Raw genomic sequence first — 14,339 nt, forward strand, 5'->3', positions numbered from 1 at the left:
CTATTCAGCCACATAGCGCTGCATCGATTTTCGTGTCCTCGACCCTCACGCGGCCGGCCGGTGCGACTATCACTCGATAGTTGCTCACCGGCTGGTCTGCAGAGCAAATGTGCAGCGTCCTGGCGGTTCTGCGCCGTAACGTCCCCAACCCGTTGAAACTGATTTCCTCTACACGCTTGCGGTTATCGACCACTCGCGTTGTGCCGCCATTGGCGCGTTCGATCAGCACCGGATCGTTTTCGTCGGGACCTTTGCCATCTGCGTCGAGTATGATCCGCCAGCCGTTGCTCCAGTCGTTCTCGATGGCATGAAGCGTAACGATCTGGTTGCGTGTGATTGCGGCCGCTCTCGCCGAACGAATGCCGCTGGCCAGCTCCCGGGCGGTCGCAAGGCCTCGGCTGGAATCGATGAGTTCCTTGAAAGAGGGGGTTGCGACGTTGGCCAGGATGGCCACCAGTGCAACGACGATCAATAATTCGATCAGTGTGAACCCTGCATGCCTCATATGCTTTCCTCCCTGGAAACCGCGGTTTCAGAACCTTGCGGGCGTTCGTCGTCACAAAACAACCGTACGTCCCGCTATGGATTTTCCTGCGGCATTGCTGCCTTATAGTCGTAACGTCTAGGAGACACTCAATGCGTCATATAGCCAAGGGATTCAGCCTCATCGAATTGTTAGTCACTGTGTCCCTGGTGGGCATCCTGGCGGCTATCGCTATCCCGAATTTCACCAGCTCCATCCAGAGCAACAAGGCCGATACCGAACTCAGCGATTTGCAGCGGGCGCTCAACTATGCGCGACTCGAGGCGATAAACAGGGGAGTGGCGGTGCGTATAGCGCCGACCAGCGGGACGGCGTGGACCAACGAATTGCAGGTGTATCTGGTTTCCGATACTCAGACGACGCCCACTGCGCTGCGAAAAATAGCGGCCATGAGCAGCGGCGCCACGCTGGTGGCCGATAACAATGCCACAGCAATTGATTTCAACAACCTGGGCGTGCTCATTGCCCCGGCTGCGGCGGTGACCATGACTTACACCCGAGGCACCATTAGCAAAACCATAAAGGTCTGTCTGACCGGTCGTATCACCTTGGGTGGAGGCTGCTAATGGCTGGTGAAACCCGATATCGCCAGACCGGTATGACCTTGATCGAGGTACTGGTCTCGGTATTGATTCTGGCCATCGGCCTGCTGGGCGCCGCGGCCATTCAGCTCAACGCGCTCAAGTACACCGACAGCGCGACCATGAGCAGTCAGGCGAGCTTCATTGCTTACGACATGATGGACCGCATCCGCGCCAATGTTGATGGTAATGCCAGTGCCAATGGGTCGACCAATGTACTGGCGACTTATGCCTTGGCGAATCTGGATGCGGCGCCAGCGGCCAATCCGAACGATGCCAGAGCGCAGGATCTCTCTGATTTCAGAGGCAACATCATCAACTTTGCAGGCTCGAGCGGTACTGGCAGCATTGATATCACCGGAGCTCCTGAAGTGACCATTAACATCGGCTGGAGCGACACAAGGGCTGCGGGATCGAGCAATCAGGCAACCGGGAACACGACCGGCAGCCCGAGCAACCGGAGTTTTACGCTGACCTCGCGGATCGGGGTCAACCCATGAGAAAGCTTTCCAGAGGCTTCGGTCTGGTCGAAATCATGGTGGCGCTGGTCCTGGGGCTGGTGGTCAGCCTGGGTATCGTGCAGATATTCACGGCTGCCAGAGGCACTTACCAGAGCCAGAATGCCGCAGCGCGGATGCAGGAGGATGCGCGTTTCCTGCTGAGCAAACTGATTCAGGAAATCAGGATGACCGGCATGTATGGCTGCCTGAGCTTCAAAAACTACACGCCTGTATCTCCTGCTATCCAGTGGCCGATCGCACTGGATACTCCAATTCTCTGGGATAATCCGAGCAGGACGCTGACGCTGGTGACTGCCGACGTGGGGACCACAGGCAGTACGCCCACCTGGACCATCGTTTCAGACTGTCAGTCCAAGACGCAGCTTTACGCCAGTACTCGTGCGCCAGATACGGGGCAGACGGCCTTTCCGTTGCGGCAGTTGGTCTACACGCTCAGCGGAACAGACTTGACCATAAAATATGGCACGGATGGCACTCCGCAGCCGCTGTTGCAGAACGTCGCGGACTTCAGTGTTTCTTTCGGCATGACGGGTAACCCGATGTCCTATACCACGGCTGTTACCAAGGCCAACGCCGACGCTGTGCGCAGTGTGCGTATCAGCCTGACGCTGCAGGATGGGCAGAACGGCATCGTCAAGCCTCAGCAGTACAACGTTGTCGCTTACTTGCGTAATCGCTTTTGAACGGGCCGGGCATGAACAGGATCGTGCGATTCAAATCGATACAGGCTTTCCCTGCACGGCAGGGCGGTATGGTGTTGCTGGTCAGTCTGGTGTTTCTGCTGCTGCTCACTCTGCTGGGTATCTCTTCCATGCAGAACGCCACGCTGCAGGAAAAGATGGCGGGAAGCGTCACCCTGCGCAATCAATCCTTCCAGAAGGCCGAAGCGGCATTAAGGCTGGGTGAGTCTTCGATCAAGGTGGCCGGATACACGCTGGCCAAGTGTACAAACTGCGCCCCACCCGCTGAATCAACCACGCTGACCGCCGCGGGAGTGGGGGCGTCCGGGGTGAGCTGGCTGGCAGCAGCAGGTGGTGGCTTTTACGGTGTACAGAATCTGGGGACCACTGCGACACCTGTGAATCGGCCACCGATCTGTACCGGGACAGTAACGCTCTATCGCGTGACATCAGTCGCTATTCAAGGCACGTCGCGCACGGTGCTGGAGAGTATTTATGCCAATTGCTGAGAAACTCCGTCGCAGCCTGAAGTATCTCGGCGGTGCGCTTTTGGCTTTTTATGCCCTTACGCCCGTGTATGCGTTTACGCCAGCACAAGTACCGTTGCTCAGTGCGTCGGCCGTGCCGCCTAACCTGATGCTGCTGGTGGATAACTCCGGGAGTATGTACAACATCATCTGGGCCGCCGGCTTTGATCCGACGGTGACCAATCGTCCGTCGATTATCTATGCGCAGCCAGGGTCATGCGGTGTTTTTAACTGCAGAGGCGTCTCCATTCAGGGCGACGACACGCTCTCGCTGGACTCTGCCGGGCCTTACACGTGCAGAAGCGACTACACCTACGTTGCGCGTGACAACGTGGGTTACTGCCTGAAATTGCCCGATCCGGCCGGCAACGAGAGCACCACTCGCTACACTGCAGATTACCTCTCTTATCTGGTTGACTTGACGCGGGCCGCCAACACAACTACCAAAGACTTCACCGTCAATAACATCATTCCCAACGATTACCGTATCAATGTCGCGCGCAACGTTTCATTGAACCTTGTTGCCAACAACAAATCCCTGAGAATCGGTCTGGCCGGGTTCAACCCGCCGACCAACGCTGATCCCGGGCGTGGAGGGAAGATTTCCAGACCTGTTGCAGACCTGTCCCCTGTCGCCAGTAACGCTTACAACAACGGCGGTGTCAGCCAGGCTGATGCAAACGATAATGTCACTGCCCTCAATGCGGCCATCAATGCACTGCGAGGCGACTCCAATACGCCGTTGGCCGAAACGTATTATGAGATAACCCGCTACTTTCGGGGCATGACCCCGTATTACGGTTATAGCGGGGCACCGACGATCTACACCAGCCCTATACAGTACCGGTGCCAGAAAAACTTTGGCGTGGTGATCACTGACGGCTTGCCGACATACGATCGGACGTTCCCGACCAACGATCCGGAGGATGTACTCAATACCTCACGCTCACTGCCCAATTGGGACTTGAATGCGGCCAATGACGGGGCCAATCTTAATGGTGATGGTGAGGGCGATACGCTTTATCTGGACGACCTCGCCAAGTTCGCCTATGACATCGACATGCGAAGAGCGAGCAGTACACCTGCCACTGACCTGACCAAGAAAAGTTGGGACACAGACGGCTTCTCTCAACAGAACATGACTACCTACACCATTGGTTTCACAGCCGCCAACCAGATGCTGATAGACGCTGCTGACAATAACCATGGGCACGGCAAGTATTTCCAGACCAATGACAGCGCCGGTTTGAACAACGCCTTGAACCTCGCATTGAGCGATATCTATGCCAAGGCCGGTTCGGGCGGCGGTGGCGTGGCAAACTCGTCCACCCTTCAGGCGGGCAGCCGCTTCTACCAGACGCTTTATGACCCGACGGACTGGCATGGCACGATCAAGGCTTACAATCTGGACGCTACGACAGGAGCGCTGAGCGCCCCTGTCTGGTCCACCGATACCACGATCACCAGCAGCACCAAGGCGCCTGTGTTCGAGTCATGGAGCACAGCGGCGACACCGACGAAAATCACTCTGGATTTTCTGAATTTCACGCAGGCTCAGCGTGATGCTTTCACGGCAACATTGCCGACCGGAGTGACCGGCGCGGAAGTTATTGCCTGGGCCAAGGGCACGGCCAATGCCAAGCTTCGTACCCGTACCATGCTCCTGGGCGATATCGTCAATTCATCACTGGGCGCAGGGCTGCCGACAGAGAAAACGGCTTCTGACCTGCTCGGAGACACCACGTACACCACTTACCTGTCTGGCAAGTCCAGCAACATGAGTTCCAGTCTGCTGGCCAACGCCAACGATGGCTTCTTCAATGTGATCGACGCCAGCTCCGGTGCGCGTAAATACGCGTATATGCCGTCCACGTCTCTGAGTTCATTGGCGACCATTTCATCCTCTTCCTACGGTTCCGGCGTTCACCGTTTCACGGTGGATGGTCAGATTGCAGTCTTCGATACGCAGGCATCCGCAGGGAGTGTATGGCGCACGGTGGCGTATTCCGGGCTGGGCGCTGGCGGCAAGGCTTTTTTTGCGATCAAGCTTTTCGAAGGTTCGGCAGACAGCATCGGGGCATTGTGGGAAGTCAAGGCTCCCGACACTTCAGACACCAACAACAAGTTCAACAACCTTGGATACACCTACTCCAAGCCGGATGTAGCACGTATGGCCGACGGCACGGGGATCGTTGTTGTTGGCAACGGTTATGGCAGCTTTACCGGCAGGGCGTCTCTGTTTGTACTGAACGCCAACACCGGACAGTTCATTGCCGAAATCCCTACTCCAGTCATTGGCAGTGAAACGGATAACGGGCTGTCTTCGGTGAAACTTCGGGTCAATTCGCAGAACGTCGTTCAAGCGGCTTACGCTGGCGATCTCAAAGGCCGCCTATGGAAGTTCGACATGAGCGGGGCCGCAGCTTCCAGCTGGAAAGTCGCGTTCAATGGCTCACCGCTGTTCACTGCGCCTCAAGGGGCCAGTCAGTCGATTACCGTTCAGCCGTTGTTGCTGGACCATCCCCTCAACGGCAAGATTGTGTATTTCGGCACCGGTAAATTCAGCGAAACCACGGACAAGCAAACCAGCGCGTTGCAAGATTTCTATGCCATCTGGGATGGCGATAATGGATCAGGCAACATCGTTGAGGCCAATCTGCAGCCCCAGGCCATCAATGGGACGGTGGTCGGAAGTGGCAATACGTATTACACCACGACTTCCAATGATGTGGATTGGGGCACTAAGAAAGGCTGGTACCTGCCGTTGGCAACCACGGCTCCTTATGTCGGCGAACGGATTATCTATCCGGCACAAACCTCACGCGGTCGTATCATCTTCACCACGGCGGCAGTCAACTCTACCGATCCCTGCGAAAGTACCGGGACCGGGCGCCTGTTCGAGCTGAATGCCGCGACTGGCAGCATGCTTAATTACCAGGTACTGGATACCAACAATGACGGCGATATCAACTCTTCGGATTTGATCATTGGCGGTCTCGGTATCGGTACCGGTATCCCGGTAGTGGCTTCTATCGTTGCCGGTACCAATGGGGCCAACGATAACAAGTACGTGATTGACTCCAGCGGCGGCGAGCCCACCAAGCTTAATGAGAAGGGCGGCAGTGCCAACGTCTTCCAACGCATCATGTGGCGACAAATCCAATAGGGAAACTAGACATGCGAGCGACATCCAGGGGCTTTACGTTGATCGAACTCATGATCGTCGTGGCGATTGTCGGTATTCTGGCGGCCATCGCGTATCCCAGCTACACCGAGTACGTGAAGCGTACCCAGCGGTCGGCGATTGCCAGCCTGCTGTCCGAGCAGACCCAGGCGCTGGAGCGCTTCTATTCGCAAAAGGGAACTTATGCTGATTACAAGGGTGTGGTTGCCAGCAATGCGTACTACACGATTAATCCGGTCCTCAACGCCACCGACTTCACCCTGACGGCTACACCCATAGCCGGCACGCTGATGGCCGGTGACAAGTGCGGCAGTTTCGTGATCACCAACACCGGTGCGCGCAGCAACACTGGCGCTACCTCGGGCGTGACCACCAAAGACTGCTGGGGCCGCTAAAACCGTTTTTCTTGTCCCGAGACCAAGATGTCCAAGCAAAAAACAGTCATTGTCGGCGGTGGCGTCATAGGTCTGCTGACCGCCTTCAATCTCGCCTCCGAGCAGGTCAGCGTCGTTTTGCTTGATCGCTCGGGTGTCGGGCAAGAGTCTTCCTGGGCGGGCGGCGGGATTGTTTCGCCGCTTTACCCGTGGCGCTACAGCCCGGCAGTCACCGCGCTGGCGCACTGGTCGCAGGACTTCTACCCGCATCTCGCCGAGCGGTTGCTCGCACAGACCGGCATCGATCCCGAGGTTCACAAGACAGGCCTGTACTGGCTCGACCTTGACGACGAACAGGCCGCGCTTGAATGGGCGGTGCGCGAGAAACGCTCGTTGACCAGTGTCGATATCTCGGCGGTGAATGATGCCGTACCGGTTCTGGGGGAGGGCTATTCGCGGGCCATCCACATGGCCGATGTGGCCAACGTGCGCAATCCCCGGCTGGTCAAGTCGCTCAAGGCTGCCTTGCTGGCGATGCCCAATGTCGAGATTCGCGAGCAGTGCGAAGTCAGCGGTTTTGTGCGCGAGGGCAGCAGGGTTTCGGGCGTGAGCACGCCTTCAGGCGATGTAACCGGGGATCGGGTGATTCTGGCAGCGGGCGCGTGGAGCGGTGAACTGCTCAAGACCCTTGGTCTGGACCTGCCAGTCGAGCCGGTAAAAGGCCAGATGATTCTCTACAAGTGTGCGTCGGACTTTCTGTCGAGCATGGTGCTGGCCAAAGGGCGCTACGCGATCCCGCGCCGTGACGGCCACATACTCATCGGTAGCACCCTGGAGCATGAAGGTTTCGACAAGACCGCCACGCATGCCGCGCTGGAAAGCCTCAAAGCGTCGGCCATCGAATTGCTTCCGGAGCTGGCCAACGCTGAGCCTGTCGCCCAATGGGCAGGCCTGCGTCCCGGCTCGCCCGAGGGCATTCCGTTCATCGGGCCCTTGGCCGGGTTTGATGGCCTGTGGCTCAACTGCGGTCATTACCGCAACGGCCTGGTGCTGGCCCCGGCTTCCTGCCAGTTGATCACTGACCTGCTGCTGAACCGCGAGCCCATTATTGATCCTGCGCCTTATACACCTTTAGGGCGTCTGCATTTTCCGACTGACTGAATTCAGGCAGGCTGTGTCTCCAGTCGTCGCTCGCTGCCATCCTGCCTGATCCTGAACCAGATCGAGTACATGGCTGGCAGAAACACCAGGGTCAGCACCGTGCCCGCAAAGGTGCCGCCGATCAGCGTGTAGGCCAGCGTGCCCCAGAATACCGAATGGGTGAGCGGGATAAAGGCCAGAATGGCGGCCAGCGCCGTCAGTATCACGGGGCGCGCACGTTGTACGGTAGCCTCGACCACCGCTTGAAACGGGTCGAGCCCCGCCTGCTCGTTGTGGTGTATCTGGCCAATCAGAATCAGCGTATTGCGCATCAGAATGCCGGACAGTGCGATCAGCCCGACCAGTGCATTGATGCCGAATGGCTGCTGAAAGAGAATCAACGTAGGCACCACACCGATCAGCCCCAGCGGACTGGTCAGGAAGACCATGACCATGGCGGATATCGAACGCACCTGAAGAATCAGAATGATCAGCGTGACCGCCAGCATGATCGGAAACAATGGCAACATCGCTGTCATGGCCTTGCCGGACTCCTCGATTGAACCTGCCTGCTCGATCCGGTAACCGCTGGGCAGCTTGTCGATAATTGGCTGTAACTGTCGGGTTATGGCTGCCGACACATCCGGTGGTTGCAGGCCGTCGGCTATGTCGCCCCGCACAGTGATGGTCGGCGTGCGGTCGCGCCGTCGCATCACCGGTTCCTCCATACGCACATCAACGGTACCAATCTGCGACAGCGGAACACGTTGCCCGTCGACGCCGGTGAGGGTGAAGTCCATTATCCTTGCCGGATCAAGTCGGGTGTCGCCAGCGGAGCGTACAACCACCTGCACGGTGCGAATATCCTCGCGCACTGCCGTAACGGGCAGACCTGTCAGGAGAAACTGCAGTTGCTGAGCCACCTGACTGGAACTCAGCCCCATGGCCTGCATACGGTCCTGTTGCAAAGTGAAATGCAGCGCCGGAGTACGTGTGCCCCAGTCGGTATTGACGGTGCGCATCATCGGGCTGGCGTTCAGAACCTGTTGCACCTGCGCCGCAATGCTGCGCAGTGTTTCCGGGTCGCGTCCGGCAATACGGTAAGCGACGGGGTAGGGCGAATAGGGGCCGAAGACCAGTTGCGTGACCCTTACCCGCGCTTCTGCAGCCAGTCCCTCGGAAATAGCCTGGCGCAATCGGTGTTTCAGCGTTTCACGCTGTTCCTGGCTGTCGGTGCGCACTACGATCTTGGCGAATGACGGGTCAGGCAATTCCGGCCCCATCGCCATGTAGAAGCGTGGCGCACCCTGACCAATGTAGGCGGTGACGATCCCGGCTTCCGCCTGTTCAGCCAGCCAGCTTTCCACTTTTGCAGCGGCTGCACTGGTTTGAGAAATCGAGGTGCCATAAGGCATCTGCAGTTCGATCAATACTTCAGGACGATCGGACACTGGAAAGAACTGTTTCTTGACCAGTCCCATGCCCAGCACGGCCAGCACAAAGAGCCCGATGACCGAGCCTGCTACCAGCCATTTGCCTGCAATGACGCGCGCCAGAATCCGACGGAAGCGGTTGTAGCGCGGCGTGTTGTAAAGCGCCTGATGTCCACCTTCGATCTGCTTCACATCAGGCAACAATTTGACGCCCAGATACGGGGTGAAAAACACAGCGACCACCCACGAGGCAATCAGCGCGATACCGACGATCCAGAACATGTTGCTGGTGTATTCGCCTGCCGTGGAGCGCGCGAAGCCGTTGGGCATGAAGCCGACGGCGGTGACCAGCGTGCCGGATAACATCGGCGCGGCGGTGTGGCTCCAGGCATACGCAGAGGCAGCGACGCGGTCGTATCCTTCTTCCATCTTCACCACCATCATTTCGATGGCGATGATCGCATCATCTACCAGCAGCCCGAGTGCCAGGATCAGCGAGCCCAGCGTGATCCGGTCGAAATTCTTGCCGCTCATGGCCATGATCACGAAGACCACCGCCAGGGTCAGCGGGACGGCGGCAGCAACCACCACACCCACACGCCAGCCCATGCTGATAAAACAGACCAGCATGACCACCAGCAGTGCGACGAAGAACTTGATCATGAACTCATCGACCGCCGAACTGATATTGACGGCCTGATCCGTGACCTTGCTCAGGCTCATGCCCAGTGGCAGTTCGGCGTTGATCGCGCCCACTTCCTGGTCCAGTGCCTTTCCCAGGTCCAGCCCGTTCCAGCCATCGCGCATGACAATCCCCAGCAGCAGCGCAGGCTCGCCGCCGTTGCGAATCATGAACGTCGCCGGATCTTCGTAACCGCGTTTTACTGTGGCAATGTCCGCCAGCTTCAATGTCCGGCCCTGTGCCACAACAGGCGTATCGCGAATTTTCTGCAGCTCATCGAAAGCGCCGTCGAGCCTGATAAATACCTGCGGTCCTCGGGTTTCGACCGAACCCGCGGCGGTCAGCGCGTTCTGGTCGTTCAGCGCGGCAAATACCGTTTGAGGGCTGATACCCAGCGTTGCCAGTCGCTCGTGAGAGAACTCGACGTAGACTCGCTCGGGCTGCTCGCCCACTATATTGACCTTCTTCACTCCCGGCACATGCAGCAAGCGCTGGCGCAGCGATTCGGCGTCACGCGCCAGTACGCGTTGCGGCTCGCCTTTGGCCTTCAGCGCGAACAGCGCGAAGGTGACGTCCGAATACTCGTCGTTGACCATCGGCCCGATAACCCCGGACGGAAGGGTCATGGCCTCGTCACCGATTTTCTTGCGCGCCTGGTAAAACTCATCCGGCACTTGCGACGGCGGCGTGCTGTCGAGCAGAGTCAGGGTTGTGAATGCCATGCCCGGTCTGGTGTAGGTTTCAGCGCGGTCGTACCAGCGCAGCTCCTGAAGGCGTTTTTCGATCTTCTCCGCCACCTGATCCTGCATCTCCTGGGCGGTTGCTCCCGGCCAGACGGACACCACGGTCATTACCTTGACTGTAAATGCCGGGTCTTCGGCCCGGCCCAGTTTGAAAAAGGCAATGATCCCGGCCAGCGAAATCAGGCAAACAAGGAACAGGGTAATCGAGCGCTCGCGGACGGCCAGCGCTGACAGATTGAAACGATCATTACTCATGGGCGCGCGCTCTGTGCCAAGGCCGCTTGAGCGGTCACTCTTACTTGCTGGCCTTCGTGCAGAAGGTGCGCGCCAAGTGCGACTATTCGTGTGCCTGGCTTGAGCTGCGTACTGATGCGGGCTTGCTCGTCATCAAGCTGCTGAACCACTACTGGCGTCCAGTAAACCTGTGCTGGCTCCCCTTGAATGACCCAGATGCCCGGTCCCTTGCCTGCGTCATACAGCGCGCCGATTGGCACCCGCAACGTGCTTTGCCCGGCGCTATCTGCGCTGGGGATTTTCACGGTGATGGTGGTGCCCAGTGGGGCATTTGCCATCTCGCCCTCGAGTATCCAGCGAGCTTCAAAGGTGCGGGTCTGACGGTCCGCAACGTCCGACAGCTGTCGCAACCGTGTTGTGGCGTTGAGGTCCTGATTGCCGAACAGCGTGGCCTGGGCGGTAGAACCGATACGGGGGCGCAGGTTTTCCGGAAGTTGAATAACCGCTTCACGCGGTCCGGCGTGTGCCACCCGTACCACGGCTTGCCCTGCACTGACGACCTGTCCGGGCTCAACGAGGGTTTCCATGACAATGCCGTCGGCATCCGCCACAAGGTCTGCGTAGCGAGTTGCATTGAGAGCAACTTCTGCCTGCGCTTCGGCTGCACTGAGTCGAGCCTTGCCGAATCCGCCGTCGACTTGATCTGGTCGTAGCTTGACGCTGAAATGGCGCCACTGCTGCGCAGGCTTCGGTAACGTATCTCTTCGTCTGCGGCCTGCTTTGCCTGGGCTCTGGCCGCATTCACTGCTTCGCGTTGGGCGTTGGCAGCGAGCTTCAGGTCGGCTGGGTCGATACGCATCAACGGTTGACCGCGCTTGACGGCCTGTCCGGTATCGACAAACCGCTCCAGCACCTTGCCGGACACCCGAAAACCAAGATCGCTTTGCACCCGCGCCGCCACGGTTCCGGTGAAGGAACGGGGCTCCAGGCCGGCCTCCTGGAGGCTCGCAACGCGCACCAGTGGCGCGTCTGTGCGCGGGTCCGCTGGCGTTTTTTCGTTGCAGCCGGTCAGGACAGCCGGCAGAACACTGGCGAGAGCAAGCAAAACGAATCGGTGCCGGAGCATGGGAATCTCAATGTGCAGTGATCAGTGTCTGCACTTTGATTCCAGTGACCAATTTAGTCAATAGTCACAAGTGTTGTTTTGTTAAGGCGACAGACTGCGCAGCACCAGGCTGGATAACTGACTCGGCCCTTCGTCGGTGTGCTCGAAGCTGTATTGCAGCAGCAGCGGGTTGATGTAGGGGCGCATGACCAAATAGATCGCCATGACCGTTTCATCAAGAGGCGTCTTGCGCTCAAAGTCGCCGGTCTGTCGGCCTTCCTGCAGAATGTCCCGGAGAGTTGCCTTGAGGTGTTCCTCGTAAACCAATGTTGCCTGCCAGCGTTCGGTAGCTGCCGATGTGGCTATTTCGTACAGCTTACGGTCCTGCGAAAACAGGCGAATGCTGGCCTCAACGACTGATTTGAACATGCGTCGCAGCTTTTCCGGTGGCTGGTCCGTTTGGCTGATTGCGGCGCTGACTTCGGCCTCGATTTCACTCAGGCAGTGGGCGCAGATCATCTCGCCGATGGCCTGTTTGGACTCGAAGAACTTGTAAATGTACGCCTTGGAAAAGCCGATCGCCCTGGCGAGATCGGACACGGTGGTCTTGCCGTAACCGTACTGGCTGAAATGTTCGGTGGCCGCAATCACGATCTGATCACGAATCTCATGGTCCACCGGACCACGACCTGCTGCGGGATTGCTGATGTTTTTGCTCATGGGGCGGAGCTTACTGACATTGGAGTAAGTGGACAATAAGTGACATTGTTGGGGGTTGGTCACGAACATTACGGTCTCAACGCACGCGACATCCAACCGGGGCCGGACGCAGAGCGTCCAGAAATGGCATGCCGACGCGGAGCGTCGCACGATAGTGGAGATTATCGTTGCCCAGACACTTATCGTTCCTCACGCTCCAGCGTGGGAATGCCTGGGGTCACGCTCCGCGTCACAAATCTGCGCTGCGCCGCCTATTCAGGATAGGACGCAGAGCGTCCAGAAATGCATGCCGACGCGGAGCGTCGCACGATAGTGGAGATCATCGTTGCCCAGACACTTATCGTTCCTCACGCTCTGGTATGACCCCCGAAGGTTGGACGCAACCTTTGGAGGCGTCATGGGTAAATATACAGTGCAGGCAAAACTCGCAGCCGTGAAAGAATATTGTGCCGGCAAGGCAGGGTTGAGGGATGTTGCGCATCGCCACGATGTGAACTGCCCCCCAAAAGTTGGACGGTTTTAGCTTGCCGCCTGAGCCCTGTATTTTACGGGGCTTTGGCCGTTGAGCTTCAGCTTGATGCGGTCATGGTTGTAGTAGTGGATGTACTCATCCAGACCTGCTTTCAACTCATCGATGCTTTCAAACTGTTTCAGGTAGAAAAACTCGGATTTCAGTGTACCGAAAAAGCTTTCCATTGCCGCATTGTCCAGGCAGTTGCCCTTACGGGACATGCTTTGTTTGACGCCTCGTACCGATAGCTTATGGCGATACTGCGCGTGTTGATACTGCCAGCCCTGGTCCGAGTGCATCACAAGCTTCGGCTCGTCCTGCAACTGCTGAAGCGCCTTGTCCAGCATGCTGGTGACCAGCTCAAAGCTCGGCCTTGTCGACACTTCATACGCCACGATTTCACCGTTGTACAAGTCCATCACGGGTGAGAGATACAGCTTTCGATTGCCTACCTTGAACTCAGTCACATCGGTCACCCACTTCTGGTTCGGGCGTTGCGCGCTGAAATTGCGCTCCAGCAAATTCGGCGCAATGGTTCCGATTACGCCCTTATAGGAGCGGTATTTTTTGGGGCGCACCACTGATCGCAGGCCCAGTTCTGCCATCAGTCGTTCTACAACCTTCTTGTTGACCAAAATACCTGCAGTGCGAATGACCGCCGTGATACGCCGAGCGCCATAAAGGCCTTTCTCCTCGTGGTAAATGCTTTCGACTAACTGTTTCAAAGCAGCATAGGGATCGGGTCTGGATTGCACCTGAACCTGATAGTAAAACGTGCTGCGTGCCAAGCCCGCCAGCCTCAGCAGAGCGCAAAGCGGGAACCGGCCCCTCAGTTGCTTGATGCTCAGGGCTTTTTCGGTTGCCGTCGTTTCTGCTCCTTCAGCTCTTCCAACTTTTTTAGGTAAGCGTTCTCCATGCGCAGATATTCAAGCTCGCTCATCAACTGGTCGCGCGTCTTCTGCGTATCGTCGGCGGTTACTGGTTTGGCGGGATAAGGCTTCTTTGGCATGGCGACAGGCTTTCTTCTGGCAGGAACATACGGGGCTGTACCGCTACTGTAATGCCGCTTTTCCCAAATGACTATTTGGCCGGGATCCCCGATACCAAAATGCGCAGCGGCCTGACGGAGCGATAGCTTGTGTTCACGCCTGTGCTCAAGCACTGAGCGCTTGAAAGCTTCGCTGTATCGAAGACCAGGCTTGCGATGGCCGGTGTGACCATGACTCTTGTAGTTAGCGACCCAGCGTCGAAGCAGGCTGAAATCGATCGAGAACTGGCGGGCTACCATACGAAAGCCCATGTTGTCTTCAAGATACGCTTTGACGACAGTGAGCTTGAACTGCTCTGAATACTTACCCAT

At 57.7% G+C, this 14,339-nt stretch carries 12 protein-coding genes and 2 pseudogenes; 8 read left to right on the forward strand and 6 right to left on the reverse strand.

The window, feature by feature from the left end; all coding sequences use genetic code 11:
* Positions 1–4: 4 nt before the first annotated feature.
* Positions 5–505, reverse strand: a complete 501-nt coding sequence (locus tag AC4ANE_RS03715) for a GspH/FimT family pseudopilin (protein ID WP_002551983.1) — start codon at positions 503–505, stop codon at positions 5–7.
* 131 nt (positions 506–636) lie between these two features.
* Between AC4ANE_RS03715 and AC4ANE_RS03720 the strand changes: the two genes are divergently transcribed.
* From AC4ANE_RS03720 to thiO, 7 genes are read left to right on the forward strand one after another with little or no spacing between them, the layout of a single operon-like run.
* Complete coding sequence (locus AC4ANE_RS03720; RefSeq protein WP_460408706.1) at positions 637–1,110, forward strand: GspH/FimT family pseudopilin; 474 nt, start codon at positions 637–639, stop codon at positions 1,108–1,110.
* Complete coding sequence (pilV, locus tag AC4ANE_RS03725) at positions 1,110–1,625, forward strand: type IV pilus modification protein PilV (protein ID WP_002551985.1); 516 nt, start codon at positions 1,110–1,112, stop codon at positions 1,623–1,625. Before AC4ANE_RS03720 ends, pilV begins: the two co-directional genes overlap by 1 nt.
* On the forward strand, positions 1,622–2,329 hold the full coding sequence (locus tag AC4ANE_RS03730) for a PilW family protein (protein ID WP_031596956.1): 708 nt from the start codon (positions 1,622–1,624) through the stop codon (positions 2,327–2,329). The genes pilV and AC4ANE_RS03730 overlap by 4 nt, the downstream gene beginning before the upstream one ends.
* 11 nt (positions 2,330–2,340) lie before the next feature.
* Positions 2,341–2,835: a pilus assembly PilX family protein gene (locus AC4ANE_RS03735; RefSeq protein ID WP_031596953.1), complete on the forward strand. Its 495-nt coding sequence runs from the start codon at positions 2,341–2,343 to the stop codon at positions 2,833–2,835.
* Positions 2,822–6,019, forward strand: a complete 3,198-nt coding sequence (locus AC4ANE_RS03740; RefSeq protein WP_054082435.1) for a pilus assembly protein — start codon at positions 2,822–2,824, stop codon at positions 6,017–6,019. The genes AC4ANE_RS03735 and AC4ANE_RS03740 overlap by 14 nt, the downstream gene beginning before the upstream one ends.
* Positions 6,020–6,030: 11 nt before the next feature.
* The gene (locus AC4ANE_RS03745) at positions 6,031–6,432 is read left to right on the forward strand and encodes a type IV pilin protein (protein ID WP_002551989.1); all 402 of its coding nucleotides are present in this window, start codon (positions 6,031–6,033) and stop codon (positions 6,430–6,432) included.
* 27 nt (positions 6,433–6,459) lie between these two features.
* On the forward strand, positions 6,460–7,572 hold the full coding sequence (thiO, locus tag AC4ANE_RS03750) for a glycine oxidase ThiO (RefSeq protein WP_002551990.1): 1,113 nt from the start codon (positions 6,460–6,462) through the stop codon (positions 7,570–7,572).
* A 2-nt stretch (positions 7,573–7,574) separates the two neighbouring features.
* Here the strand turns inward: thiO and AC4ANE_RS03755 are convergent, their stop codons facing one another.
* From AC4ANE_RS03755 to AC4ANE_RS03765, 3 genes and pseudogenes are all read right to left on the reverse strand, one after another.
* Positions 7,575–10,664: an efflux RND transporter permease subunit gene (locus tag AC4ANE_RS03755; RefSeq protein ID WP_002551991.1), complete on the reverse strand. Its 3,090-nt coding sequence runs from the start codon at positions 10,662–10,664 to the stop codon at positions 7,575–7,577.
* Positions 10,661–11,263: pseudogene (locus tag AC4ANE_RS03760) on the reverse strand (efflux RND transporter periplasmic adaptor subunit); the annotation flags it as partial. The gene AC4ANE_RS03755 and the pseudogene AC4ANE_RS03760, both read right to left, overlap by 4 nt.
* A pseudogene (locus tag AC4ANE_RS03765) lies at positions 11,251–11,568 on the reverse strand (efflux RND transporter periplasmic adaptor subunit); the annotation flags it as partial. The pseudogenes AC4ANE_RS03760 and AC4ANE_RS03765, both read right to left, overlap by 13 nt.
* Here AC4ANE_RS03765 and AC4ANE_RS03770 point away from each other — a divergent pair.
* The gene (locus AC4ANE_RS03770) at positions 11,458–11,790 is read left to right on the forward strand and encodes a hypothetical protein (protein WP_476655266.1); all 333 of its coding nucleotides are present in this window, start codon (positions 11,458–11,460) and stop codon (positions 11,788–11,790) included. The pseudogene AC4ANE_RS03765 and the gene AC4ANE_RS03770 sit on opposite strands and share 111 nt — an antisense overlap.
* 60 nt (positions 11,791–11,850) lie before the next feature.
* Here AC4ANE_RS03770 and AC4ANE_RS03775 read toward each other — a convergent pair whose 3' ends face one another.
* Together AC4ANE_RS03775 and AC4ANE_RS03780 are read right to left on the reverse strand one after the other, a co-directional pair.
* Complete coding sequence (locus AC4ANE_RS03775) at positions 11,851–12,468, reverse strand: TetR/AcrR family transcriptional regulator (RefSeq protein WP_002551994.1); 618 nt, start codon at positions 12,466–12,468, stop codon at positions 11,851–11,853.
* Positions 12,469–12,987: 519 nt separating this feature from the next.
* Positions 12,988–14,339 (reverse strand): IS3 family transposase gene (locus AC4ANE_RS03780; RefSeq protein WP_095077641.1). Its coding sequence is split into 2 segments (ribosomal slippage): positions 12,988–13,880 and positions 13,880–14,339, totalling 1,353 coding nucleotides; the frame shifts between segments, so codons are not numbered across the junction.

The sequence above is a fragment of the Pseudomonas sp. Pme6b genome (assembly GCF_058129925.1).